Annotated in this window: 19 protein-coding genes and 1 riboswitch; of the genes, 13 read left to right on the plus strand and 6 right to left on the minus strand. The window is 69.1% G+C overall.

Translation table 11 applies throughout. The features are described 5' to 3' along the window. Nucleotides 1-154: 154 nt before the first annotated feature. Nucleotides 155-204: riboswitch (SAM-SAH riboswitch) on the plus strand. A gap of 6 nt (nt 205-210) precedes the next feature. After that, the gene (gene metK, locus CCR87_RS16060) at nt 211-1,380 is read left to right on the plus strand and encodes a methionine adenosyltransferase (protein WP_201158555.1); all 1,170 of its coding nucleotides are present in this window, start codon (nt 211-213) and stop codon (nt 1,378-1,380) included. 113 nt (nt 1,381-1,493) lie between these two features. Further along, complete coding sequence (gene rnd / locus CCR87_RS16065; protein WP_201158556.1) at nt 1,494-2,669, plus strand: ribonuclease D; 1,176 nt, start codon at nt 1,494-1,496, stop codon at nt 2,667-2,669. A 109-nt stretch (nt 2,670-2,778) separates the two neighbouring features. Here the strand turns inward: rnd and CCR87_RS16070 are convergent, their stop codons facing one another. From CCR87_RS16070 to CCR87_RS16090, 5 genes are all read right to left on the minus strand, one after another. Then, nucleotides 2,779-4,365, minus strand: a complete 1,587-nt coding sequence (locus tag CCR87_RS16070) for a Ppx/GppA family phosphatase (protein WP_242512071.1) — start codon at nt 4,363-4,365, stop codon at nt 2,779-2,781. Between the two features lie 45 nt (nt 4,366-4,410). After that, the gene (locus CCR87_RS16075; protein ID WP_201158573.1) at nt 4,411-6,600 is read right to left on the minus strand and encodes an RNA degradosome polyphosphate kinase; all 2,190 of its coding nucleotides are present in this window, start codon (nt 6,598-6,600) and stop codon (nt 4,411-4,413) included. Nucleotides 6,601-6,700: 100 nt separating this feature from the next. After that, a complete protein-coding gene (locus CCR87_RS16080; RefSeq protein ID WP_201158558.1) occupies nt 6,701-7,384 on the minus strand; it encodes a P-loop NTPase family protein in 684 nt (227 codons plus the stop codon). Then, complete coding sequence (locus CCR87_RS16085; protein WP_201158559.1) at nt 7,384-8,442, minus strand: AI-2E family transporter; 1,059 nt, start codon at nt 8,440-8,442, stop codon at nt 7,384-7,386. The genes CCR87_RS16080 and CCR87_RS16085 overlap by 1 nt, the downstream gene beginning before the upstream one ends. Before the next feature lie 277 nt (nt 8,443-8,719). Beyond that, entirely contained in the window at nt 8,720-9,106 is a 387-nt protein-coding gene (locus CCR87_RS16090; RefSeq protein ID WP_201158560.1) for an HIT domain-containing protein, read from the minus strand. 190 nt (nt 9,107-9,296) lie between these two features. Between CCR87_RS16090 and secE the strand changes: the two genes are divergently transcribed. The 10 genes from secE (at nt 9,297) to CCR87_RS16140 (ending at nt 23,570) form a co-directional block, all read left to right on the plus strand. After that, entirely contained in the window at nt 9,297-9,488 is a 192-nt protein-coding gene (gene secE / locus CCR87_RS16095) for a preprotein translocase subunit SecE (RefSeq protein ID WP_201158561.1), read from the plus strand. 181 nt (nt 9,489-9,669) lie between these two features. After that, on the plus strand, nt 9,670-10,203 hold the full coding sequence (gene nusG, locus CCR87_RS16100; RefSeq protein WP_201158562.1) for a transcription termination/antitermination protein NusG: 534 nt from the start codon (nt 9,670-9,672) through the stop codon (nt 10,201-10,203). A gap of 23 nt (nt 10,204-10,226) precedes the next feature. Continuing rightward, nucleotides 10,227-11,441: a glycosyltransferase family 4 protein gene (locus CCR87_RS16105; protein ID WP_201158563.1), complete on the plus strand. Its 1,215-nt coding sequence runs from the start codon at nt 10,227-10,229 to the stop codon at nt 11,439-11,441. Between the two features lie 157 nt (nt 11,442-11,598). After that, nucleotides 11,599-12,051, plus strand: a complete 453-nt coding sequence (gene rplK, locus CCR87_RS16110; RefSeq protein WP_201158564.1) for a 50S ribosomal protein L11 — start codon at nt 11,599-11,601, stop codon at nt 12,049-12,051. Nucleotides 12,052-12,054: 3 nt separating this feature from the next. Beyond that, nucleotides 12,055-12,753 (plus strand): 50S ribosomal protein L1, encoded by a 699-nt coding sequence (gene rplA / locus CCR87_RS16115; protein ID WP_201158565.1) that lies wholly within the window; start codon nt 12,055-12,057, stop codon nt 12,751-12,753. Between the two features lie 246 nt (nt 12,754-12,999). After that, entirely contained in the window at nt 13,000-13,515 is a 516-nt protein-coding gene (gene rplJ, locus CCR87_RS16120; RefSeq protein ID WP_201158566.1) for a 50S ribosomal protein L10, read from the plus strand. Nucleotides 13,516-13,583: 68 nt separating this feature from the next. Then, on the plus strand, nt 13,584-13,958 hold the full coding sequence (gene rplL, locus CCR87_RS16125) for a 50S ribosomal protein L7/L12 (protein ID WP_201158567.1): 375 nt from the start codon (nt 13,584-13,586) through the stop codon (nt 13,956-13,958). A 261-nt stretch (nt 13,959-14,219) separates the two neighbouring features. Continuing rightward, complete coding sequence (rpoB, locus tag CCR87_RS16130) at nt 14,220-18,353, plus strand: DNA-directed RNA polymerase subunit beta (RefSeq protein ID WP_201158568.1); 4,134 nt, start codon at nt 14,220-14,222, stop codon at nt 18,351-18,353. A 67-nt stretch (nt 18,354-18,420) separates the two neighbouring features. Then, nucleotides 18,421-22,641, plus strand: coding sequence for a DNA-directed RNA polymerase subunit beta' (gene rpoC / locus CCR87_RS16135; RefSeq protein WP_201158569.1), 4,221 nt, complete (start codon nt 18,421-18,423; stop codon nt 22,639-22,641). A 101-nt stretch (nt 22,642-22,742) separates the two neighbouring features. Further along, complete coding sequence (locus tag CCR87_RS16140; protein WP_201158570.1) at nt 22,743-23,570, plus strand: glycerophosphodiester phosphodiesterase family protein; 828 nt, start codon at nt 22,743-22,745, stop codon at nt 23,568-23,570. Between the two features lie 23 nt (nt 23,571-23,593). Here CCR87_RS16140 and aroQ read toward each other — a convergent pair whose 3' ends face one another. After that, a complete protein-coding gene (aroQ, locus tag CCR87_RS16145; RefSeq protein WP_201158571.1) occupies nt 23,594-24,031 on the minus strand; it encodes a type II 3-dehydroquinate dehydratase in 438 nt (145 codons plus the stop codon). 248 nt (nt 24,032-24,279) lie between these two features. Between aroQ and CCR87_RS16150 the strand changes: the two genes are divergently transcribed. After that, a partial coding sequence (locus CCR87_RS16150) for an STAS domain-containing protein (RefSeq protein ID WP_338048952.1) occupies nt 24,280-24,496 on the plus strand: 217 nt, incomplete at its 3' end.

The following is a 24,496-nucleotide window of genomic DNA, read 5'->3' on the forward strand; positions in this document are numbered from 1 at the left end:
CGCCCACCCCGTTCGCCCGCACCGGCGAGGCGCCGCTGGCCGTATTTCTGGTGCTGGTGCTGGGCGTGCCGGGGCTGCGGCGGGGCTGGCTGCGACACCGCACCCTGTCAGGTGGCGTTGACGCGCCCCGCCGCGGGGTCTAAGGGCGTTCCTCGAACCGCCACAACGGCTTCCTGGCGTGGCGGGGATCACCCCAATGGAGCGCTTCCCATGTCCCGCAAGAACTACGTCTTCACCTCCGAATCCGTTTCGGAGGGCCATCCCGACAAGCTGTGCGACCGCATCTCAGACGCTGTTCTTGACGCGCTCCTGACGATCGAGCCGAACGCCCGCGTGGCGTGCGAAACCTTTGCCACCTCCTCGATGGTGGTGATCGGGGGCGAGCTGGGCCTGACCGACCCCGCAAAGCTGCGCAACATGATGGGGCACATTCCCCAGATCGCGCGCGACTGCATCCGCGACATCGGCTACGAGCAGGAGAAGTTCCACTGGAACACCTGCCATGTGCTGAACTTCCTGCATGAGCAGTCGGCCCACATCGCGCAGGGCGTCGACACCGGCGGCGCCGGCGACCAGGGCATCATGTTCGGCTATGCGGTGGACGAGACGCCCGACCTGATGCCGGCGCCGATCCAGTACGCCCACCGCATCCTCCAGCGGCTGGCCGAGGCCCGCAAGTCGGGCGCCGAGCCGACCCTGCGCCCCGACGCCAAGAGCCAGCTGACCCTGCGCTACGAGGATGGCCTTCCGGTGGAGGTGGTGCAACTCGTGCTCTCGACCCAGCACGCGGATGAGAGCCAGAGCTCGGACGACATCCGCGCCATCGTGGAACCCTACATCCGCGAGGAACTGCCCGAGGGCTGGCTGACCGAGAAGACCGAGTGGCACGTCAACCCCACCGGCTGCTTCGTGATCGGCGGGCCGGACGGGGATGCGGGCCTGACCGGGCGCAAGATCATCGTCGACACCTATGGCGGGGCGGCCCCGCACGGGGGCGGCGCGTTCTCGGGCAAGGATCCGACCAAGGTGGACCGCTCGGCGGCCTATGCGGCGCGGTACCTGGCCAAGAACATCGTGGCTGCGGGGCTGGCGCACAAGTGCACGCTGCAGATCAGCTATGCCATCGGGGTCGCCAGACCGCTGTCGATCTATGTCGACACCCACGGCACCGGCCAGATCGACGAGGCCGCGATCGAGGCCGCGATCCCGCGCGTGATGGACCTCACGCCTGGCGGCATCCGCACGCATCTGGGGCTGAACCGTCCGATCTATGCCCGCACGGCGGCCTATGGCCACTTCGGGCGCACCCCGGACGCCGAGGGCGGCTTCAGCTGGGAACGGACCGACCTGGCCGCGGCGCTGCGCGACGCCATCCGCTGACGACGCACGCCCCCCCGCCCGGCCGCGCGCACGGGTGGGGGGCGGCTTTTCAATCCCGTGCGGCTGTCCTATGCAGGGGCGACCCTTGTGCGCCTGAGGATACCGCCCCCTCGATGCAGACAGTGACCACCACCGACGCCCTCGCCGCCTTCTGCGCCCGCGCGGCCCAGGCGCCCTATGTCACCATCGATACGGAATTCCTGCGCGAGCGCAGCTATTACGCCAAGTTGTGCCTGTTGCAGATGGCCATTCCCGGCCCCGACGGCCCCGAGGGCGGCGAGGCGGTGCTGGTCGACCCCATCGCGGGGGAGATGGACCTCGGGCCGTTCTATGCGCTCTTGCGCGACGAGAGCACGGTCAAGGTGCTGCACGCCGCGCGTCAGGATCTGGAGATCTTCTACATCGAGGGGCGCACCCTGCCCCGGCCGCTGTTCGACACGCAGATCGCCGCCATGGTCTGCGGCTTCGGCGAGCAGGTCGGCTACGAGACGCTGGTGCGCAAGGTCGCGCGCGCCAGCCTCGACAAGACCTCGCGGTTCACCGACTGGTCGCGCCGGCCGCTGTCGGAGGCGCAGATGACCTATGCGCTGGCCGATGTCACCCATCTGCGGGTGATCTACGAGGATCTGGCCGCGCGCATCACCGACACCGGCCGCATGGACTGGGTCGAGGAGGAGCTGGGCGTGCTCACCGATCCCGCCACCTATGTCGTCCACCCCGAGGACGCCTGGCGGCGCATCCGCACGCGCACCACCTCGCCGCGGTTCCTGGCCGTCGTGCAGGCGCTGGCGCGGTTCCGCGAGGAGTACGCGCAGGGGCGCAACGTGCCCCGCAGCCGGGTGATGAAGGACGATGCGCTGCTGGAGCTGGCCTCCACCCGCCCCACCACGCTGGAGGAGCTGGGCCGCGCGCGGCTGCTGTTGCGCGAGGCGCGGCGCGGCGACATCGCCGAAGGAATCCTGGCCGCCGTGCGCGCGGCCATGGCGGTGCCAGCCGACGCGCTGCCGCGCCCCGAGCCGGACCGCGCGCAGCTGAACGTGAACCCCGCGCTGGCGGATCTGCTGCGGGTGCTGCTGAAGGCCAAGGCCGAGGAGGCCGGCGTCGCGCAGAAGCTGATCGCCTCGGCCGACGAGCTGGACGCGCTGGCGGCGGGGCGGCGCGATGTCGCCTCGCTCAAGGGCTGGCGCAACGCGCTGTTCGGCGCCGACGCGCTGCGGCTGTGCAACGGCGAGATCGCGCTGTCGGCCAAGGGCGGGAGCGTGCGCATCCTGCCCGTGCCCGAGGACTGACCGCCGCAACCCTCGCCCCGCCTATCGCCTCGCCCCGGGCGCCCCGTTCCGGGTCGCAGTTTCGGCGCGCCGCACCCCGAACGCCACGCCGGGACCGGCCGCGCGGGGATCACGGTTCGGTCGGGGGGGACCCGTCGGGGGCGCGTCTGGGCGTCGTGCCGCGCCCCACGCGCACCACCGTCTGCGCCTTCAGCGCCCCGGCCAGCGCGGCAAAGCGCGCCTGAGCGACCTCACCCAGAAGCGCCTCGGTGCTGGGTTGCAGGACCAGCTCCAGGACGCCCTTCTTGGGATAGTGCTTCAGCCGCCCCGCCGTCTCCGGCCCGGCGATGGAGAACATCGCGCCGAATCGCATCGCCTTGCCCAGCACCTCGGCCTGGGCGCGCTCGTCGTCACTCAGCAGGCCCTGCAACGGCGCCATCCGTGCCATCACCGATTTCGCGTTGGAATAGCGGTGCATCAGCGCCAGCCCCAGAAATACCCGCCCCTTGTGGTCAAGGCCCCCCAGGTTCGCCCGCGTGGCGTTGTCGAAGCACGCCGCCGCGCGGTAGTCGGGATGCGCGCGCCAGCTGACATCGTGCAACAGGCACGCGGCGCGCATCAGCCGCAGGCGCTGCTGGGGCACGCCATGGAACAGCGGGCGCACGAAATCGAACAGCCGCGCGCCAAAACCCGGCATGCGCGCCGCGGCGGCCTCGGCAAAGCGGCAGGCCTCGATCAGGGGGTCGCGCTGGCGCACTTCGGCGGGCATCTGCTCGTACAGCAGCCCCTCGCGCAGGCCATAGGCCGAGATGTGCACGGCCCTGGGCCGGAACACCTTGAGGACTTCGCGCAGCACCACGCCCGCCAGCGGCACCAGCGCGATCCGCTCGGCCGATATCCCGGTGCGCGACTTCAGCGCCTTGAGGTCCGAGCGCGCCACCCAGTCCACCGTCTTGCGGATCGACTTGGGTGTCATGGCGTATTCGTGCAGCACCGTCAGCGGATAGCCGCGCCGCTCCATGTCCAGCCGCGCCAACGCCCGCCACGAGCCGCCGACGAGGTAGAGCCGCTGATGCCCGCCGCCGACCTCGGCCTTCAGCCCGTCGAGGATGGCGCGCACATGCTTGCGCACCCCTTTCTGGCCCCCGGCGATGCCCTGAAGGCGGAACGGCCCCAGCGCCGAGGTCACGCGCGCGCCGACCTCACCGCCCGAGATCACCGCCAGTTCCATCGACGAGCCGCCGATGTCGCAGACCAGCCCCTCGGCGCCGGGCCAGCCCAGCAGGACCCCCTGCCCCGACAGCCGCGCCTCCTCGCGGCCATCGATGACGCGCAGGTCCAGGCCGGTCTCGTCGCGCACCTGCGCGGTGAACGCGGGGCCGTCCTCGGCCTCGCGCAGGGCAGCGGTCGCGACCGCCTCCAGCGCCGTCAGGCCCATGCCCTCGGCCAGCAGGGCGAACCGCCGCAGCGCGGCCAGCGCGCGCACGCTGCCTTCGGGGTTCAGCCGGCCGGTCTGCGCCATGCCGCGCCCCAGCCCGCACAGGACCTTTTCGTTGAAGAAATACGCGGGCGAACGCGCCGCCCCGTCGAACACCACCAGCCGGACCGAGTTCGATCCGACATCGATCACCCCCACCCGCGAGAGCGCCCGTGCGTCGGCATCGGCGGCGAACGCCTCGGCCACGGGGCCGGTGTCGTGGGCGCCTCGCGTGGTCATGTCCATGTCCTCTCCCCTGCCGAGGGCTGCCCGCCTGCCCTGACGTCAGTCGGCGCCATGCGCAAGCCTTGGCACGTCCCCCGCCCCGGCCTTGCCGCGGCCCGACAACGAGGGGTTCTCCATGAAGAAGCGGTGACAGTTGAAGCCCGCATCGACGGACCCATCCGCCCCGGTGACCGGCGGGCGGCGCGCGAATCCGCCGTCGGGGCCCAGAACCCAGCTTTGTGCCACATCCGCAAGGTTCGCGGCCATCACCTGGCTGACGATCTGCGCCTTGACCGTGGGGTTGAGGATCTCCACCAGCGTCTCCACCCGGCGGTTGAGGTTGCGGTCCATCCAGTCGGCCGAGGACATGAACACCCGCGCGCCCTCGGACGGCAGGCCATGCCCGTCGCCGAAGCACACGATGCGGGAATGCTCCAGAAACCGGCCCACGATGGATTTCACCCGGATGTTCTCGGACAGCCCCAGCACCCCGGGACGCAGCCCGCAGATGCCCCGGATCACCAGATCGATCTTCACCCCCGCGCAGGACGCGGCATAGAGGGCGTCGATCACGTCGGGCTCGATCAGCGCGTTCATCTTGGCCCAGATCTGCGCGGGTCGGCCCGCCCGGGCGTGCTCGGCCTCCAGCCCGATGCGGTCGATCAGGCTGGATTTCATGTCCAGCGGCGCGATGGCGAGGTTTTCCAGAAGCTCCGGCCGGGCGTAGCCCGACAGGTAGTTGAACACCCGCGTGGCATCCCGCCCCAGCGCCGCGTCACAGGTGAACAGCGACAGGTCGGTGTAGATGCGCGCGGTGATGGGATGGTAGTTGCCGGTGCCGAAGTGGGTGTAGGTGACCAGCTTGCCACCCTCGCGCCGCACCACGGCCGAGATCTTGGCGTGGGTCTTGTAGTTGAGAAACCCGTAGACGACATGCGCGCCCGAGCGCTCCAGCCTGCGCGACTGGCGGATGTTGGCGGCCTCGTCGAAGCGGGCCTTCAGCTCCACCAGCGCGGTGACGGACTTGCCGTTCTCGGCGGCCTCGCACAGGGCGGCGACGATGGGGCTGTCGCGGCTGGTGCGATACAGCGTCTGCTTGATCGCCAGCACGTCGGGGTCGCGCGCGGCCTGATCGAGGAAGCGCACCACCATGTCGAACGTCTCGTACGGGTGGTGCAGCAGCATGTCCTTTTGCCGGATCGCCGCGAACATGTCGCCGTCGAAGTCCTGCACGCGCTCGGGTACGCGGGGGGTGAAGGACGGCCACAGAAGGTCGCGGCGGGTGTCCAGCACCAGCTCCTTCAGGTCGGCCATGCCGATCAGCCCCTCGATGTCGATGACCTCGTCGGGGGTGACCTCCAGCTCCTCCATCACCAGCGCCTTCAGCGCGGCGGGCGCCTTGGCCGAGATCTTCAGCCGCACCACCTCGCCCCGGCGGCGGCGCTTCAGCGCGACCTCGAACTCGCGCACGAGGTCCTCGGCTTCTTCTTCCAGCTCCAGATCGCTGTCGCGCAGCACACGAAAGGCGCAATTGCCGCGCATGGTGTAGCCGGGAAACAGCGCGTCGAGATGCGCAAGCAGCAGCTCCTCCAGCGGCAGGAAGCGCGCACCGTCGCCGGTGTCGGGCAGTGCGATGAAGCGGTCCACCTGCTGCGGCACCGGCAGAAGGGCATCGAGCGGCCGGCCCGTCGCCACCTCCTCCAGCTGCAGCGCGAGGCAGAAGCCGGTGTTGGGGATGAAGGGGAACGGATGCGCCGGGTCGATGGCCAGCGGCGAGAGCACCGGGAACACCATCGACAGGAAATGCGCGCGCAGATGCGTGCGGTCCTCCGGCGTCAGGTCCTGCCGGGTCAGCAGATGCAGCCCCGCGCCCGCCATCTCGGCGCGCAGGGCGGTCCAGACGGACTGCTGCTCACCCATCAGGCGGCGCGCGTTGTCGTTGATGAGGACGAGTTGTTCCGCCGGCGACAGCCCGTCGGCGCCCGGCGTGGTGTTGCCCGCGCGCGCCAGTTCCCGCAGGCCCGCGACCCGGACGGTGTAGAATTCATCAAGGTTGGTGGCCGAGATCGACAGGAACCGCAGCCGCTCCAGCAGCGGCACGCGGGGGTTCCGCGCCTCCTCCAGCACGCGCCAGTTGAAGGCGAGCCACGAAAGCTCACGATTGAAGAACCGCCCCGGGCCGGTGATGTCGAAGCCGTCGGGCACGACGGGCGCGGGCGGGGCCGAGGTCAGGAAATCGGACTGGATCATGGCCGCCTTGTGATCGGGCGAGGTGACAGGGGTGTGACGGCGGCGCGGGCTGCGCCGGGCGGGGGACGGGCGGGTCTGGACCGGGCTGGACATGGCGCGATCATGGCCCGAGGTCGGGGGGGCTGTCCAGCACGGCGGCGGCCAGCGGTCGGCTGACGGGGCGCCCTTCGGCCAGCGCGCGGGCGTCGATGCGCGCCACCAGATCACGCGCGGCCGCCAGCGAGCGCTCCATCCGCGCGACCATCCAGGGGATCAGCGCCGCGGGCACCGCCACCTGCCGGTCGGCGAACAGCTTCACCAGCACCGCCGACAGCAGCGCGTCGTCCGGCGCCTCCAGCGCGGCGGTGGGGGTGGCTGCCAGGCGGCTGGCGAGGTCCGGCAGCCCCACCGGCCAGCGCGCGGGGGGGGCCGCATCGGTCAGCATCAGCCGCCCGCCCTCGGCCAGGATCAGGTTGTGCAGGTGAAACAGCGCCCGCTCCGCCGCCGGGTCGCCCGCCACGTCCGAGGCGTCCTCCACCGCCACGCGGGCGCGGGCCGCCAGCCGCCCGATGTCGGCCCCCGCCAGCGCCGCGCCCGGCAGCAGCACCGCGCCCGCCTGGGCCGCCCAGATATGGGCAAGGTGCGTCTTGCCGCTGCCCGCCGGGCCCGCCAGCGCCAGCTTGCCGCCGGGCCAGTCGGCCCACCCCTCCACCGTGCGCAGCGCCAGCGCGTTGGAGGGCGCGACGAAGAAATCATCGCGCCGCAGCGACGGTGGCGCAGGCAGGTCGAAGGCGAGCTGGCGCATTACCGCCCGCCCGACCCGCGATAGAGCACGCTGTCGTGGTATTGCTGGGTGAAGAACCGCACCACCACCCCCAGCGCCGCCGCCACCGGCACCGCCACCAGCATGCCCGCGAACCCGAACAGCGAGCCGAACGCCGACAGCGCCAGCAGCAGCCACACCGGGTGCAGCCCGACCGAGCGGCCCACCATGCGCGGCACCAGCACGTTGCCCTCCAGGAACTGGCCCAGGACGAAGATCCCGGCCACCAGCGCGATCATCCCCGGTGCGCCCCAGAACTGATGCAGCGCCAGCCCGATCGACAGGATGCCGCCGATGATCGCCCCGATCCAGGGGATGAACGAGATCAGCCCCGTCACTACCCCCACCACAAGCCCGAACTGCAACCCCACGAGCACCAGCGCGGTGGCATAGAACACCGCAAGGATCAGACACACCGAAAGTTGCCCGCGCACGAATCCCGCGACCGCCCGGTCGATGTCGTGGGCCAGCCGCCGGATCACCGGCGCGTGGTCACGCGGCAGCAGGTCATCGATCCGCGCCACCAGCCGCGGCCAGTCCATCAGCAGGTAGAACGCCACCACCGGTGTGATGACGACGAACACCAGCACCCCCAGCAGCCCGCGCGCCGAGCTGAGCGCCCCCTCCACCAGCGCCATGCCGCGCGACTGCACCGCCTCGCCCATGCCCGCAAGGCCCCGGCGCACCGCGCTGTCGGCATCGAGGGCGTCGGGAAAGCGGACCTCGAGGAAGCGGTGAACCGCCTGCAACCCATCGGGCGCGGCCTCGAACAGGGCCACGGCCTGCGCGATCAGGCCAGGGACCACCCCCAGCAGCGCCACCGCCACCGCCGCCATCACCACAAGGGTAATCAGCACCGTTGCCATCATCCGCGACAACCCGCGCGCCTCCAGCCGCTCGACCAGCGGGTTGAGGAAATAGGCCACCGCCGCGCCCGCCAGAAACGGCGCGATCACATCGCCCAGAAGCCAGAGCGCGACAAGGAAGCCGCCCCCCGCGATGCCCCAGTATTTCAGCTGCATTCCCGTCGGCAGAGCCATCGCGATCCCTCCGCACCCAATCCCGAGGTCCCTTCCCTATGCCGCCGCGAGGGTTCCCGACAATCCCCGGTCATCCCGCACCGCCCCACGGACCCGACAGGGCGCACGGATCGGACCGGCGCCACCGCCCTGCCCCGCGGCAGGCATCAGGCGCGTTTTACAGTTCGATCGCAAGGACTTGAGGGCGGAACTTGAAGCGCCGCATTACCCCCAGCATGCCCGCGGGGCGGTCTGCGCCGCGCCTGCTCTGACGGAGGGATCGCCGGAGCCGCGCCCCTCAGGGGGTTTCCTTGGCGCCGGGCAGCATCCGCCCCAGCGGTTTGCCGGCAAGGATGTGCACATGCAGGTGCGGCACGTCCTGCACACCGTCGCGCCCGGCGTTCGAGACAAGCCGATAGCCCTTGTCCGGCGCCGCCACCCCAAGCAGCCCGCACAGCTGCGCGATCAGGCGGTTGAAGTCCACGATCTCCGCGTCGCTGGCCTGCGCCGCGAAGTGGTCGAACGTGACGTAGGCGCCCTTGGGGATCACCAGCACATGCTCGGGCGCCTGCGGAGCGATGTCGCGAAACGCGAGGCTGTGCGGGGTCTCCATGACCTTGGTGCAGGGGATCTCTCCGCGCAGGATGCGTGCGAACACGTTCTGGGGGTCGTACGTGTAGGTCATGGCGGGATCCCGTCGAAGTTGCCTGCGGCACAGCATGTGCCAGCCCGCCGCCGCCCCGTCAATCGCGCCCGCCACCCGTGGTCATCGTCCGTCGGGGCCGGGCGCGGGTTGAAACCCCGCGCCGTCCCGCGTATCTGCTGGGCAACGGCGCAGATACGCCGCGGGCGATCACCAGCGGGACCGAAGCAGCATGACCAACCCTTTCCAGTTTCTCCAGCAGGTGCGCGCCGAGAGCGGCAAGGTCGTCTGGCCGTCGCGGCGCGAGGTGCTGCTGACCACCGTGATGGTGTTCATCATGGCCGCGCTGACGGCCGTGTTCTTCTTTTTCGTGGACTGGGTGATCCGCAGCGGGCTGGCGTTCGGCCTCGGCCTCGTGGGCTGAGGGGTTCGGCCCCGGCCTCGTGCCCTGAGGGTACGGACCGCCCCACCGCGGGCCTTGCGCGGCACGCCCCGTGCGTGTATCGAGCGGGTGTTCCCCGACATCCCGTGACCTGCGACGCCCCGGCGTCAGAGGGCGCTTGGCCGGGGGACAGGGTCGCACAGGCAAGAGGATGACGGTCGGCATGGCGAAACGCTGGTACTCCGTGAGCGTGCTCTCGAACTTCGAAAAGAAGATCGCCGAGCAGATTCGCCAGTCCGTGGCCGACAACGGCCTCGAGGACGAGATCGAGGAGGTCCTCGTCCCCACCGAGGAGGTGATCGAGGTCCGCCGCGGCAAGAAGGTCACGAGCGAACGGCGCTTCATGCCCGGCTATGTGCTGGTGCGCATGGAGATGACGAACCGTGGCTATCACCTGATCAACTCGATCAACCGCGTCACCGGGTTCCTCGGGCCGCAGGGCAAGCCCATGCCCATGCGCGACGAGGAGGTGAACCAGATCCTTAACCGCGTTCAGGAAGGCGAGGCCGCGCCGCGCACCCTGATCCGCTTCGAGGTCGGCGAGCAGGTCAAGGTCACCGACGGGCCCTTCGAGGGCTTCACGGGCCTGGTGGAGGACGTCGACGAGGATGCCGCGCGCCTCAAGGTCATGGTGTCGATCTTCGGCCGCGCCACCCCGGTGGAGCTGGAGTTCACCCAGGTCACCAAGGGGAGCTGACCCCACATCCGGAGACGCCCGCCATGACGGCGCAGGTTGCGGAGAAGATCGTCCTGATAGCGCCAAACGTCGGCACCCGGATGGGCGGCGAGGCGCTGAAGGCGTTTCAGTATTTCCGCTGGCTCCTCGATACCGGCCATGATGCGGTGCTGATCACCCATGGACGCAATCGGCGCGAGCTGTCCGGGCGCCTGCCGCCGGACCGCATCCTGTGGATCGACGAGACCCCCGTGCAGACCGCCCTGTGGCGCAGCCGCGTGCTGCGTCCGCTGCTGAGCGTGTATTTCCACCGCCGCGCAGCCTGGCTGTCCCGGCAGTTCGATCCGGGCAGGACGATCCTGCACTACATCTGCCCGATATCGCCGATCACGCTTCGCTTCCCACCCCGGGGGTATCGCGTGGTGATGGGGCCGCTCAACGGCAACATCGACTATCCCCCCGGATTCCGTGGCCGCGCCGGACGCAAGCGCCGGTTTCAGCAGGCGGTTTATCCCGTCACCCAGCGGGTATACGGCACGGTCTTCGGCGACAAGCGCTCGGCCGAGACGCTCCTTGTCTCCGGTGGCTCACGCACGCGCGACGCGCTGCGGCTGGCGGGTGTGGCCGAGGCGCGCATGGTCGATGTCATCGATGCAGGCGTGCCGGCCGACCTGGCGGCCCTGCCGCCCGCCAGCCACACCGGCCGAAACCCGGAGTTCGTCACGCTCGGGCGCTTTGATCGGTACAAGGCGTATGACCTGACGCTCCGGGCCATCGCCGCCTCAGACCCGGACATCCGCATCACGATCTTTGGCGACGGGCCGGAGCGACGGGACTATGCCGCGCTTGCGCAGGCGCTGGGCATCTCGGAGCGCGTCTCCTTTCCGGGCTGGCTGCCCCACGAGGATCTGCCGAAGTTGCGGGCCTATCGCGGCTTCGTCTTTCCGACGCTCGCCGAGGCCAACGGCATGGTGATGCAGGAGGCGATGATGCTGGGCCTTCCGGTGATCGCCGTCCGGTGGGGCGGACCGATGCTTCTGGCCGATGACAGCAGCGCGATCTTTCTCGAACCCGACGGCGAGGATGCGGTGGTCGCGGGGCTTGCGGCCGCGATGAACCGGCTTGCGGGGGACCCCGAACATGCCACGCGCGTCGGTCACGCCGCGCGCGCCCACGCGGCGGCCTCCTTCGGCTGGGATGCGGTGGCCGCCAGCTGGGCTGCGCATTATCAGCGGGGCAATGGCACCGACGGCCCTTGACGCGGGCGGGCACAGGCTGTAGCCCCCGTGACCTCATCGGTCCGAACGGGCCGGTTCGCACGTGGGAGGATGCAGGGGCGCGCCCCTCGGTCCGGACCACGCCAGACGCCACCGGGACGGACGCGTTCGGCCCGGGTCAGGACAAGGAGACGGCCAGATGGCCAAGAAAGTGATCGGGCAGCTCAAGCTGCAGGTGAAGGCGGGGCAAGCCAACCCCTCGCCGCCCGTGGGTCCCGCGCTGGGTCAGCGCGGCATCAACATCATGCAGTTCTGCAAGGACTTCAACGCCCGCACCGCCGAGATGGAGCCGGGCGCGCCGACCCCGGTGATCATCACGTATTACCAGGACAAGTCCTTCACCATGGAGATCAAGACGTCTCCGGCGTCCTACATGCTGAAGAAGGCGGCGGGCCTCAAGCCCGTGGGCAAGCGCAACCGGGCCAAGGGCTCGGAAAAGCCCGGGCGCGACACCGCCGGCCACGTGACCGTGGCGCAGGTGCGCGAGATCGCCCTGGCGAAGATGCGCGACCTGAACACCACCGACGTGGAGGCCGCGATGCAGATCATCCTCGGCTCGGCACGGTCGATGGGCATCGAGGTGAAGGGATAAGTCATGGCAAAGCAAGGCAAACGCATCCGTGCCGCCCGCGGCGCCGTGGCTGACAAGGTCGAGCTGTCCGTCGAGGACGCGGTCGCGCTGATCAAGTCCAACGCCTCCGCCAAGTTCGACGAGACGATCGAGGTCGCGATGAACCTCGGGGTCGATCCGCGCCACGCCGACCAGATGGTGCGCGGCGTCGTCACCCTGCCCAACGGCACCGGCAAGACGGTCCGCGTGGCGGTGTTCGCCCGCGGCCCCAAGGCCGACGAGGCCACCGCGGCCGGCGCCGACATCGTGGGCGCCGAGGACCTGATGGAGACGATCCAGGGCGGCACGATCGAGTTCGATCGCTGCATCGCCACGCCGGACATGATGCCCATCGTGGGGCGGCTGGGCAAGATCCTCGGCCCGCGCAACCTGATGCCCAACCCCAAGGTGGGCACGGTGACGATGGACGTGGCCACGGCCGTCAAGAACGCCAAGGGCGGCGAGGTGCAGTTCCGCGTGGAAAAAGCCGGGATCATCCATGGCGGTGTCGGCAAGGCGTCGTTCGACCCGGCCCAGCTGGCCGAGAACATCCGCGCCTTTGTCGATGCGGTGTCGAAGGCCAAGCCGACGGGGGCCAAGGGCACCTATCTGCGCAAGGTCTCGATCAGCTCCACCATGGGGCCCGGGGTCAGCGTCGATCTGGCGTCCGCCACCGGCCGCTGAGGCACAAGAATTCCCCGCGCCGGTGGCGTGGGGATGGCGGGGGGCCTGTCCCCTCGTCCTGTCCGAGACGGCGGGTGCCCCGGTGGGGCTTAATTCCCTGCCCGAGATGGGGAACGGGTCGGATCTGCCGCGGGGCGCATGCTCCATGGCGATGTTGGCTTCGGGACCCGGTCACGGACCCGACGCCCCGGAGCGATCCGGGGCAGCACGAGAGCCGGGGGGAGACCCCCAAACTTGGAGTAACACGTGGATAGAGCCCAGAAAGAGAAAGTGGTCGAGGAACTCGGCCAGATCTTCGAGAGCTCTGGCGTGGTCGTCGTAGCCCGCTACGAAGGCCTCACGGTTGCCGAGATGCAGGCCCTGCGCGCGCAGATGCGTGAAGCGGGTGGGGCCGTACGCGTTGCCAAGAACAGGCTCGCCAAGATCGCCCTGGACGGAAAGCCCTGCGAGAGCATCGGGACTTACCTGACGGGCATGACCGTGCTCGCCTATTCCGAGGATCCTGTCGCCGCGGCGAAGGTCTCGGTCGAGTTCGCCAAGAAGAACGACAAGTTCGCGATTCTGGGTGGCTCGATGGGTGGGCAGAACCTTGACGCCGCCGGCGTCGAGGCGGTGTCGAAGCTGCCGTCGCGCGAGGAGCTCATTGCCTCGATCGCGGCCTGCATCGGCGCACCGGCGTCCAACATCGCCGGGGCCATTGGCGCACCTGCTTCCAACATCGCGGGCATCCTTTCCACCATCGAGGAAAAGGCGGCCGCCTGAGCGCGAGCATGGGCGCGGAGTGCATGTGGCACCGCGCCGGACCCAACTGACAGAACGGAATCCCGAACATGGCTGACCTGAAGAAACTTGCCGAAGAAATCGTGAACCTGACGCTGCTGCAGGCGCAGGAGCTCAAGCAGATCCTCAAGGACGAGTACGGCATCGAGCCCGCCGCCGGTGGCGCGGTCATGATGGCCGGCCCCGCCGGTGACGCCGCCGCCCCCGCCGAGGAGCAGACCGAGTTCGACGTCGTCCTGACCGACGCCGGCGACAAGAAGATCAACGTGATCAAAGAAGTCCGCGCGATCACCGGCCTGGGCCTGAAAGAGGCCAAGGAGCTGGTGGAAGCCGGCGGCAAGGTCAAGGAGCAGGCTCCGAAAGCCGAAGCCGAAGAGATCAAGAAGAAGCTCGAGGAAGCCGGCGCCAAGGTCGAGCTGAAGTGAGCCGCGGCGCCGCGGCGCCCATGGCATGAACATCGCTGGGCCCGGGGTTTCCCGGGCCCGGCATTCGACGTTTGAAGCGGCCTGTTTCTGGCCGGGGCTCGCGGGATCGAGCCTCGCCCCGGGGCAGGCGTCGGGCTCGGGAGCCGACCGGTGGGACGGTCGGCAGGTATGGAGCCCCCCAAACCCCGTGATCGCAAGCGGCGACCGGCCGTGGCCCGACGGCCCGGTCGCCTGCGACGACAGCAAAAGGTGGCACCGCACATGACGCAGGCATTCGTAGGCCAGAAGCGCATCCGCAGGCAGTACGGCAACATCCGTGAGGTTCTGGAGATGCCGAACCTCATCGAGGTTCAGAAGTCCTCGTACGATCTGTTCCTGCGCTCGGGCGATGGCGAGGCGCCGCTGGATGGCGAAGGGCTGATGGGCGTGTTCCAGTCGGTCTTTCCGATCAAGGACTTCAACGACACCGCCGTGCTGGAGTTCGTCAAGTACGAGCTGGAGAAGCCGAAGTACGACGTCGACGAGTGCCAGAACCGCGACATGACCTATGCAGCACCCCTGAAGGTGACGCTGCGGCTGATCGTGTTCGATGTGGACGAGGACACCGGCGCGCGCAGCGTGAAGGACATCAAGGAGCAGGATGTCTACATGGGCGACATGCCCCTGATGACGGGCAACGGCACCTTTGTCGTCAACGGCACCGAGCGGGTGGTGGTCAGCCAGATGCACCGCTCGCCCGGCGTGTTCTTCGACCATGACAAGGGCAAGACGCACAGCTCGGGCAAGCTGCTGTTCACCTGCCGGATCATCCCCTACCGCGGGTCGTGGCTGGATTTCGAATTCGACGCCAAGGACCTGGTGTTCGCGCGCATCGACCGCCGCCGCAAGCTGCCGGTGACCACGCTGCTCTATGCCCTCGGCATGGACCAGGACCAGATCATGGCGGCGTATTACGACACCGTCCCGTTCCGGCTGGAAAAGGGCAAGGGCTGGGTCACGAAGTTCTTTCCCGAGCGGGTGCGCGGCACGCGCCCGACCATGGATCTGGTGGACGCCGCCACCGGCGAGGTGATCCTCAAGGCCGGTGAGAAGGCCACGCCGCGCATGGTCAAGCGCTGGATCGACGAGGGCACCGTCACCGACCTGCTGGTCCCGTTCGAGCACATCATCGGCCGCTTCGCCGCGCGCGACATCATCAACGAGGAGACCGGCGCGATCTGGGCCGAGGCCGGCGACGAGCTGACCTGGGAGCTGGACCGCGACGGCGAGGTCAAGGGCGGCACCCTCAAGGAGCTGCTGGACCAGGGCGTGACCGAGATCCCGGTGCTCGACATTGACAACGTCAACGTCGGCCCGTACATCCGCAACACCATGGCCGCGGACAAGTCGTTCACCCGCGAGCAGGCGCTGACCGAGATCTACCGCGTCATGCGCCCGGGCGAGCCGCCCACCTATGACACGGCGTCCGCGCTGTTCAACCAGCTGTTCTTCGACTCCGAGCGCTATGACCTGTCGGCCGTGGGCCGGGTCAAGATGAACATGCGCCTCGCGCTCGACGCGCCGGACACCCAGCGCACGCTGCGCCACGAGGACATCATTTCCTGCATCAAGGCGCTGGTGGAGCTGCGCGACGGGCGCGGCGAGATCGACGACATCGACCACCTCGGCAACCGCCGGGTGCGCTCGGTCGGTGAGCTGATGGAGAACCAGTACCGGCTGGGCCTTTTGCGCATGGAGCGTGCGATCAAGGAGCGGATGTCGTCCGTCGAGATCGACAACACCATGCCACAGGAGCTGATCAACGCCAAGCCGGCGGCAGGCGCGGTGCGGGAGTTCTTCGGCTCCAGCCAGCTCAGCCAGTTCATGGACCAGACCAACCCGCTGTCGGAGGTGACGCACAAGCGCCGCCTCTCGGCGCTCGGGCCGGGCGGCCTGACGCGGGAACGCGCGGGCTTCGAGGTCCGCGACGTCCACCCCACCCATTACGGCCGGATGTGCCCGATCGAGACGCCGGAAGGCCAGAACATCGGCCTGATCAACAGCCTCGCGACGTTCGCACGGGTGAACAAGTACGGCTTCATCGAGACCCCCTACCGCCGGGTGCGCGACGCGCAGGTGACCGACGAGGTCGTCTACATCTCCGCCACCGAGGAAATGCGCCACACCATCGCCCAGGCCAACGCGGCGCTGGACGACGACGGCCGCTTCGTCAACGATCTGGTCTCCACCCGCACGGGCGGCGAGTTCATGCTGAACCCGCGCGAGAACGTCGACCTGATCGACGTGTCGCCCAAGCAGCTTGTGTCGGTCGCCGCGGCCCTGATCCCGTTCCTGGAGAACGACGACGCCAACCGCGCGCTGATGGGCTCCAACATGCAGCGCCAGGCAGTGCCGCTGGTCAAGGCCGAGGCGCCGTTCGTCGGCACCGGGATGGAGGGCGTGGTCGCGCGTGACTCGGGTGCCGCCATCATGGCGCGGCGCGCGGGCATCATCGACCAGGTGGACGCCACCCGGATCGTCGTGCGCGCCACCGAGAGCCTGGAGCCGGGCGAGCCGGGCGTCGACATCTACCGGCTGCGCAAGTTCAAGCGCTCCAACCAGTCGTCGTGCATCAACCAGCGCCCGCTGGTGAAGGTGGGCGATGCCGTGGGCCGCGGAGAGGTCATCGCGGACGGCCCGTCCACCGACATGGGCGAGCTGGCGCTGGGGCGCAACATCACCGTCGCCTTCATGCCGTGGAATGGCTACAACTTCGAGGACTCGATCCTGATCTCGGAGCGTATCCTTCGGGATGACGTCTTCACCTCCATCCATATCGACGAGTACGAGGTCGCTGCCCGCGACACCAAGCTCGGGCCGGAGGAGATCACCCGCGACATTCCCAACGTGGGCGAGGAAGCGCTGCGCAACCTCGACGAGGCGGGCATCGTGTATGTCGGCGCCGAGGTGCAGCCGGGCGACATCCTGGTGGGCAAGATCACCCCCAAGGGCGAAAGCCCGATGACGCCGGAGGAGAAGCTGCTGCGCGCCATCTTCGGCGAGAAGGCGTCGGACGTGCGCGACACCTCGCTGCGGCTGCCGCCGGGGGCCTATGGCACCATCGTGGAGGTGCGCGTCTTCAACCGCCACGGCGTGGAGAAGGACGAGCGCGCGCTGCAGATCGAGCGCGAGGAAGTGGCCGGCCTGACCCGCGACCGCGACGACGAGCTGGAGATCCTGGAACGCAACATCTACGGCCGCCTGCGCGATCTCGTGCTCGGCAAGGTGGTGGTGAAGGGTCCCAAGGGCGTCAAGTCCGGCGCCACCGTCACCGAGGAGCTGCTCGACGGGCTGTCGCGCGGCCAGTGGTGGCAGCTCGCGCTGTCCGAGGAAGCCGACGCGCAGGCCGTGGAGGCGCTGCAGGCGCAGTACGACGCGCAGAAGCGCCAGCTCGACCACCGCTTCGAGGACAAGGTCGAGAAGGTCCGGCGCGGCGACGACCTGCCGCCGGGCGTGATGAAGATGGTCAAGGTCTTCGTCGCGGTGAAGCGCAAGCTTCAGGCCGGTGACAAGATGGCCGGGCGCCACGGCAACAAGGGCGTCATCTCCAAGGTCGTGCCGATGGAGGACATGCCGTTCCTCGCGGATGGCACCACGGTGGACATGGTCCTCAACCCGCTCGGCGTGCCGTCGCGCATGAACGTGGGCCAGATCCTGGAGACGCACATGGGCTGGGCCGCGCGCGGTCTGGGCGTGCAGATCGACGAGGCGCTGCAGGCGTACCGGCGCACCGGCGACATGGCCCCGGTGCAGGAGGCCATGCGCATCGCCTACGGCGACGAGGTCTATGACCAGGCATTTGGCGCCATGGACGACGAGGCGTTCCTCGAATCCGCCGGCACCGTGCGCGATGGCGTGCCCATCGCCACACCGGTCTTCGACGGCGCCAAGGAGGCCGACGTGAACGACGCGCTGGTGCGGGCGGGCTTCGACCAGTCGGGCCAGTCCACCGCCTTTGACGGGCGCACGGGCGAGGCGTTCGCGCGCAAGGTGACGGTGGGCATCAAGTACATGCTCAAGCTGCACCACCTGGTCGACGACAAGCTGCACGCGCGTTCCACCGGGCCCTACAGCCTGGTGACCCAGCAGCCGCTGGGCGGCAAGGCGCAGTTCGGCGGCCAGCGACTGGGCGAGATGGAGGTCTGGGCGCTGGAAGCCTACGGCGCCGCCTACACCCTGCAGGAGATGCTGACGGTGAAGTCCGACGACGTGGCGGGCCGCACCAAGGTCTACGAGTCCATCGTCAAGGGCGAGGACAACTACGAGGCCGGCGTGCCCGAAAGCTTCAACGTGCTCGTCAAGGAGGTCCGTGGCCTGGGCCTCAACATGGAACTGCTGGATTCGGAGGAGGAGTGACCCTCTCCCCCGGCCGGGCGTGCGCGCCCGGCCCCTGCCCTGCCCCTCCGATCGCAAGGATGCCCCGATGAACCAGGAACTCACCACCAACCCGTTCAACCCGCTGACGCCCGCCAAGCAGTTCGACGAGATCAAGATCTCGCTGGCGAGCCCCGAGCGGATCCTCAGCTGGTCCTTTGGCGAGATCAAGAAGCCCGAGACGATCAACTACCGCACGTTCAAGCCCGAGCGTGACGGGCTGTTCTGTGCGCGCATCTTCGGTCCGATCAAGGACTACGAGTGCCTGTGCGGCAAGTACAAGCGCATGAAGTACCGCGGCGTCGTGTGCGAGAAATGCGGCGTGGAGGTCACCCTCCAGAAGGTCCGACGCGAGCGCATGGGCCACATCGAGCTGGCCTCGCCCGTGGCGCATATCTGGTTCCTGAAGTCGCTGCCCTCGCGCATCGGCCTGATGCTGGACATGACCCTGCGCGATCTGGAGCGGGTTCTGTACTTCGAGAACTACGTCGTGATCGAGCCGGGCCTGACCGACCTCAGCTATGGCCAGCTGCTGGGCGAGGAGGAATTCCTCGACGCGCAGGACCAGTTCGGCGCGGACGCCTTCACCGCCAACATCGGCGCCGAGGCCATCCGCGAGATGCTGGCCGCCATCGACCTGGAGGCCACCGCCGACCAGCTCCGCGAGGAGCTGAAGGAGGCCACCGGCGAGCTGAAGCCCAAGAAGATCATCAAGCGGCTGAAGGTCGTGGAGTCCTTCCTGGAATCCGGCAACCGTCCGGAGTGGATGGTGCTGACGGTGCTGCCGGTGATCCCGCCGGAGCTGCGCCCGCTGGTGCCGCTGGACGGTGGCCGGTTCGCGACCTCGGACCTCAACGACCTCTATCGCCGGGTCATCAACCGCAACAACCGCCTCAAGCGGCTGATCGAGCTGCGCGCGCCCGACATCATCGTGCGCAACGAGAAGCGCATGCTGCAGGAGGCCGTCGACGCGCTGTTCGACAACGGCCGCCGCGGCCGGGTCATCACCGGCACCAACAAGCGCCCGCTGAAATCCCTCAGCGACATGCTCAAGGGCAAGCAGGGCCGGTTCCGCCAGAACCTGCTGGGCAAGCGCGTGGACTTCTCGGGCCGGTCGGTCATCGTGACGGGGCCGGAGCTGAAGCTGCACCAGTGCGGCCTGCCCAAGCGCATGGCGCTGGAGCTGTTCAAGCCGTTCATCTATTCGCGGCTCGAGGCCAAGGGTCTGTCCTCCACCGTCAAGCAGGCCAAGAAGCTGGTGGAAAAGGAGCGCCCGGAGGTCTGGGACATCCTGGATGAGGTTATCCGCGAACACCCGGTGTTGCTGAACCGCGCGCCCACGCTCCACCGTCTGGGCATTCAGGCGTTCGAGCCGGTGCTGATCGAGGGCAAGGCGATCCAGCTTCACCCGCTGGTATGTTCGGCCTTCAACGCGGACTTCGACGGCGACCAGATGGCCGTGCACGTGCCCCTGAGCCTGGAGGCGCAGCTGGAAGCGCGCGTGCTGATGATGAGCACGAACAACGTGCTGTCGCCCGCCAACGGCGCGCCCATCATCGTGCCCAGCCAGGACATGGTGCTGGGGCTCTACTACACCTCGATGATGCGGGCGGGGATGAAGGGCGAAGGCATGCTGTTCGCCGACCCCGAGGAGGTCGAGCACGCGCTGGCCAACGGCGACGTGCACCTGCACGCCAGGATCACCGCGCGCATCAAGCAGATCGACGAACACGGCGCCGAGGTCTGGACGCGCCACGAGACCACGCCGGGCCGCGTGCGTCTGGGCGCCATGCTGCCCCTCAACGCCAAGGCGCCGTTCGAACTGGTCAACCGACTGCTGCGCAAGAAGGACGTGCAGAACGTCATCGACACCGTCTACCGCTTCTGCGGGCAGAAGGAGTCGGTGATCTTTTGTGACCAGATCATGGGTCTGGGCTTCCGCGAGGCGTTCCGCGCCGGCATCAGCTTCGGCAAGGACGACATGCTGATCCCCGACACCAAGTGGGGCATCGTCAACGAAACCCGGGACTTCGTGAAGGAGTTCGAGCAGCAGTACCTCGACGGCCTGATCACCCAGGGCGAGAAGTACAACAAGGTCGTGGATGCCTGGTCGAAGTGCTCGGACGCGGTGGCGGCCGAGATGCTGGGCGAGATCTCGGCCGTGCGGCACGACGAGAACGGCGCCGAGATGGAGCCGAACTCGGTCTACATGATGTCGCACTCGGGCGCGCGCGGCAGCCCGGCCCAGATGAAGCAGCTGGGCGGCATGCGCGGGCTGATGGCCAAGCCCTCGGGCGAGATCATCGAGACGCCGATCATCTCGAACTTCAAGGAAGGCCTGACGGTGCTGGAGTACTTCAACTCCACCCACGGCGCGCGCAAGGGTCTGGCGGATACGGCGCTGAAGACGGCGAACTCGGGCTATCTGACGCGGCGTCTGGTGGACGTGTCGCAGGACTGCATCGTGCGCTCGCGCGATTGCGGCACCGAGCGCTACATCACCGCCGAGGCGGCGGTGAACGACGGCGAGATCGTCTCCAACCTGGCCGAACGGATCCTGGGCCGCGTCGCCGCCGAGGACGTGATCCGTCCGGGCACCGACGAGGTGCTGGTGCGCCGCAACGAGCTGATCGACGAGCGCACCGCCGAGGAGGTCGAGGCCGAGGGGATCGCCGCCGTACGCATCCGCTCGCCGCTGACCTGCGAGGCGGAAGAAGGCGTGTGCGCCATGTGCTACGGGCGCGACCTTGCCCGCGGCACCATGGTCAACGTGGGCGAGGCCGTGGGCATCATCGCCGCCCAGTCCATCGGTGAACCCGGCACCCAGCTGACGATGCGGACCTTCCACATCGGCGGCATCGCGCAGGGTGGCTCGACCTCGTCGATGGAATCGAGCTTCCCCGGCCGGGTGGAGCTGCGCAACGCCAACCTGATCGAGAACGCCGCCGGCGAACAGATCGTGCTGGGCCGCAACATGCACCTGGCGGTCATCGACGCCAACGGCGTGGAGCGCACCAGCCACAAGCTGACCTATGGCACGCGCATCTTCGTGCGCGACGGCGAGGAGATCGAGAAGGGCACGCGGCTGTTCGCCTGGGACCCCTACACCCTGCCGATCATCGCGGAAAAGGGCGGCGTGGCGCGTCACGTCGACCTGATCTCCGGCCTGTCGGTGCGCGAGGAGACCGACGACACCACCGGCATGACCCAGCGGATCGTGTCGGACTGGCGGTCGGTGCCGCGGGCGTCCGATCTCAAGCCCGAGATCATCATCATGGACCCCGAGACCGGAGAGCCGGTGCGCAACGATCTGGGCAACCCGATCACCTATCCGATGTCGGTGGACGCGATCCTGTCCATCGAGGACGGCGCCGACGTCCGGCCCGGCGATGTGGTCGCGCGGATCCCGCGCGAAGGCGCGCGCACCAAGGACATCACCGGGGGTCTGCCGCGGGTGGCCGAGCTGTTCGAGGCCCGGCGTCCCAAGGACCACGCCATCATCGCCGAGATCGACGGCACCGTGCGCTTCGGCAAGGACTACAAGAACAAGCGCCGCATCACCATCGAGCCCGCCGACGACAGCCTGCAACCGGCCGAGTACCTCGTGCCCAAGGGCAAGCACATCCCCGTGCAGGAAGGCGACTTCATCCAGCGCGGCGACTACATCATGGATGGCAACCCCGCCCCGCATGACATCCTGCGGATCATGGGGATCGAGGCGCTTGCGAACTATCTGATCGACGAGGTGCAGGACGTCTATCGCCTGCAGGGCGTGAAGATCAACGACAAGCACATCGAGGTGATCGTCCGCCAGATGCTGCAGAAGTGGGAGATCCTGGATTCGGGTGAGACCACGCTGCTCAAGGGTGAGCACGTCGACAAGGCCGAGTACGACGAGATGAACCAGAAGGCCGTCGCCGACGGCCGCAAGCCCGCGCGCGGCGAGCCGATCCTGCTGGGCATCACCAAGGCGTCGCTGCAGACCCGCAGCTTCATCTCGGCCGCGTCGTTCCAGGAGACGACGCGCGTGCTGACCGAGGCTTCGGTCCAGGGCAAGCGTGACAAGCTTGTCGGGCTGAAGGAGAACGTCATCGTCGGCCGGCTGATCCCGGCCGGGACCGGTGGCGCGATCACCCGCGTCAAGAAGATCGCGGCCGAGCGTGACCAGAAGGTCATCGCCGCACGCCGCGCCGAGGCGGAGGCCGCGCTGGCCGCCCCCGAGGCCGCGATGGCCGATCCCGCCCCCGAGGTGACCGACGGCCAGGAGTGATCGCCGGGCCGTGATGCGGCCCGCCGGACATCGTTGCGCCCGCCCCGGACAGCCGGGGCGGGCGCTCGACTTTGCGGCCGGGCTGCGGCAGGCTGGTTGCCATGGCCGCGTGTTTTCCTGCCCTCGCCCATCCGTTGCCACTGGCGATCGCACATCGGGGCGGCGCGCTGGAGGCGGAGGAGAACACCACCGAGGCCTTTGCCCATGCCGCGGCCCTCGGCTATCGCTTCATCGAGACGGACGTGCGCGTCACCCGTGACGGGGTGGCGGTGCTGCACCATGATGCCACCCTGGCGCGGATGTGCGGCCGCCCCGAGGCGGTGGCCGATCTGACCTGGGCCGCGCTGTCGGAGGTGCGCACGCGGGGCGGCGCGGCGATCCCGCGCCTGGATGCCGTGCTGGCGGATCTTGCGGACATGCGCTTCGTGCTGGAGGCGAAGTCCGACGATGCGGTGCCGGCGATGGCGGCGGCGATCCGCTCGGCCGGGGCGGTCGGGCGGGTCTGCGTGGGGGCGTTCTCGCCCGCGCGGACGGCCCGCCTGCGCGCGGCGCTGGGTCCGGATCTGGCGTGGTCGCCCGCGCATCTGGGCGTGGCGCGGGTGTGGCTGGCGGGCTGTGGCCTGCCGGTCGCGATGCCGGGATGTGCGGCGATTCAGGTGCCGGTGCGGTTCCGCGGCGTGCCGGTGGTCACGCGCGGGCTGTTGCGCGCGGCGCGGCGTGCGGGGATGCAGGTGCATGTGTGGACCGTTGACGCCCCCGATGAAATGGCGCGGCTGCTGGATCTGGGCGTGCACGGGATCATCACCGACCGTCCCACCGTCCTGCGCCGCGTGCTGACGGACCGGGACCAATGGACCGGAGGCCCGACAAACGGGGCGCCCCGGATCCGGACCCCGGGCTCCGCGCCCGATTCATCCAGCCACGGATGATCCTGCATGAGCCGCCGCGCCGCTCAGGCCAGGCGCGCCGCCAGATGCCGCAGCGCCGCCGCGTAGCCCTCGGCGCCCAGCCCGGCGATCACCCCGTCGGCCCGCAACGAGACATAGGAGTGGTGGCGGAACGCCTCGCGCCGGTGGATCTGGGACAGGTGGACCTCGACCACCGGCCCGTCAAAGGCGTTGAGGGCGTCGAGCAGCACCACCGAGGTATGGCTGAGGCCGCCGGGATTGATCACGATCCCGGCCGCCCCCTCGCGCGCCTGCTGCACCCAGTCGACCAGAACCCCCTCGTGATTGCTCTGGCGGGCATCCAGCCGCAGCCCCAGCGTACCAGCCAGCCGCGTACAGTCGGCGACGATGTCGTCGAGGGTGGTGCGCCCGTACACCTCGGGCTGGCGGGTGCCGAGCAGGTTCAGGTTGGGACCGTTGAGCATCAGGATCGTGGGTGTCATGGCCCCCTCGGCGCTGCAATCCGGGCCGAGCCTATGCGCCCCGCCGCCGACGCGCCAGCCCCGCCCGGCATGCCCGCCCCATCGCACGCGCCCGCGATGGCTGTTCCGCATTGCAGGCTGGCAGAAACAGCCCCCCTGCGTTAGACCGGCACGAAGGAAAAAGGGGCGGACCGCTGTCTGAGAGCGCAGAAATCACCGTGACCGAGGCCGAGGGACGCACCGGGGTTCGCCTGGCCGGTCCCTTGACCGTGGTCGAGGTCACGGCGGTGCTGCGCGCCCTTGACCGGCTGCCGGCGGACCGGGACATGGTGGTCGATCTGGCCGGGGCCGGTCACATGGACACCGCCGGGGCCTGGGCCGTGCTGCACACCCGCGCGCGGCTGACGGCGGCCGGCCACACGCTGGACGTGACGGGCGCCAACGACAAGCAGCGCGCCCTTCTGGACACCGTCGCCGCGGCGATGC

The sequence above is a fragment of the Rhodobaculum claviforme genome (assembly GCF_016653255.1).
Lineage (GTDB): Bacteria > Pseudomonadota > Alphaproteobacteria > Rhodobacterales > Rhodobacteraceae > Rhodobaculum > Rhodobaculum claviforme.

Coding starts and splice junctions, on each gene's coding strand:
- secE (WP_201158561.1), top strand. CDS start 9,297: ATGACCAACCCTTTCCAGTTTCTCCAGCAGGTGCGCGCCGAGAGCGGC.
- CCR87_RS16080 (WP_201158558.1), bottom strand. CDS start 7,384: ATGCGCCAGCTCGCCTTCGACCTGCCTGCGCCACCGTCGCTGCGGCGC.
- rplA (WP_201158565.1), top strand. CDS start 12,055: ATGGCAAAGCAAGGCAAACGCATCCGTGCCGCCCGCGGCGCCGTGGCT.
- rplK (WP_201158564.1), top strand. CDS start 11,599: ATGGCCAAGAAAGTGATCGGGCAGCTCAAGCTGCAGGTGAAGGCGGGG.
- CCR87_RS16140 (WP_201158570.1), top strand. CDS start 22,743: ATGGCCGCGTGTTTTCCTGCCCTCGCCCATCCGTTGCCACTGGCGATC.
- aroQ (WP_201158571.1), bottom strand. CDS start 24,031: ATGACACCCACGATCCTGATGCTCAACGGTCCCAACCTGAACCTGCTC.
- CCR87_RS16075 (WP_201158573.1), bottom strand. CDS start 6,600: ATGATCCAGTCCGATTTCCTGACCTCGGCCCCGCCCGCGCCCGTCGTG.
- CCR87_RS16105 (WP_201158563.1), top strand. CDS start 10,227: ATGACGGCGCAGGTTGCGGAGAAGATCGTCCTGATAGCGCCAAACGTC.
- rnd (WP_201158556.1), top strand. CDS start 1,494: ATGCAGACAGTGACCACCACCGACGCCCTCGCCGCCTTCTGCGCCCGC.
- rpoB (WP_201158568.1), top strand. CDS start 14,220: ATGACGCAGGCATTCGTAGGCCAGAAGCGCATCCGCAGGCAGTACGGC.
- rplL (WP_201158567.1), top strand. CDS start 13,584: ATGGCTGACCTGAAGAAACTTGCCGAAGAAATCGTGAACCTGACGCTG.
- nusG (WP_201158562.1), top strand. CDS start 9,670: ATGGCGAAACGCTGGTACTCCGTGAGCGTGCTCTCGAACTTCGAAAAG.
- rpoC (WP_201158569.1), top strand. CDS start 18,421: ATGAACCAGGAACTCACCACCAACCCGTTCAACCCGCTGACGCCCGCC.
- CCR87_RS16070 (WP_242512071.1), bottom strand. CDS start 4,365: ATGACCACGCGAGGCGCCCACGACACCGGCCCCGTGGCCGAGGCGTTC.
- CCR87_RS16090 (WP_201158560.1), bottom strand. CDS start 9,106: ATGACCTACACGTACGACCCCCAGAACGTGTTCGCACGCATCCTGCGC.
- metK (WP_201158555.1), top strand. CDS start 211: ATGTCCCGCAAGAACTACGTCTTCACCTCCGAATCCGTTTCGGAGGGC.
- CCR87_RS16085 (WP_201158559.1), bottom strand. CDS start 8,442: ATGGCTCTGCCGACGGGAATGCAGCTGAAATACTGGGGCATCGCGGGG.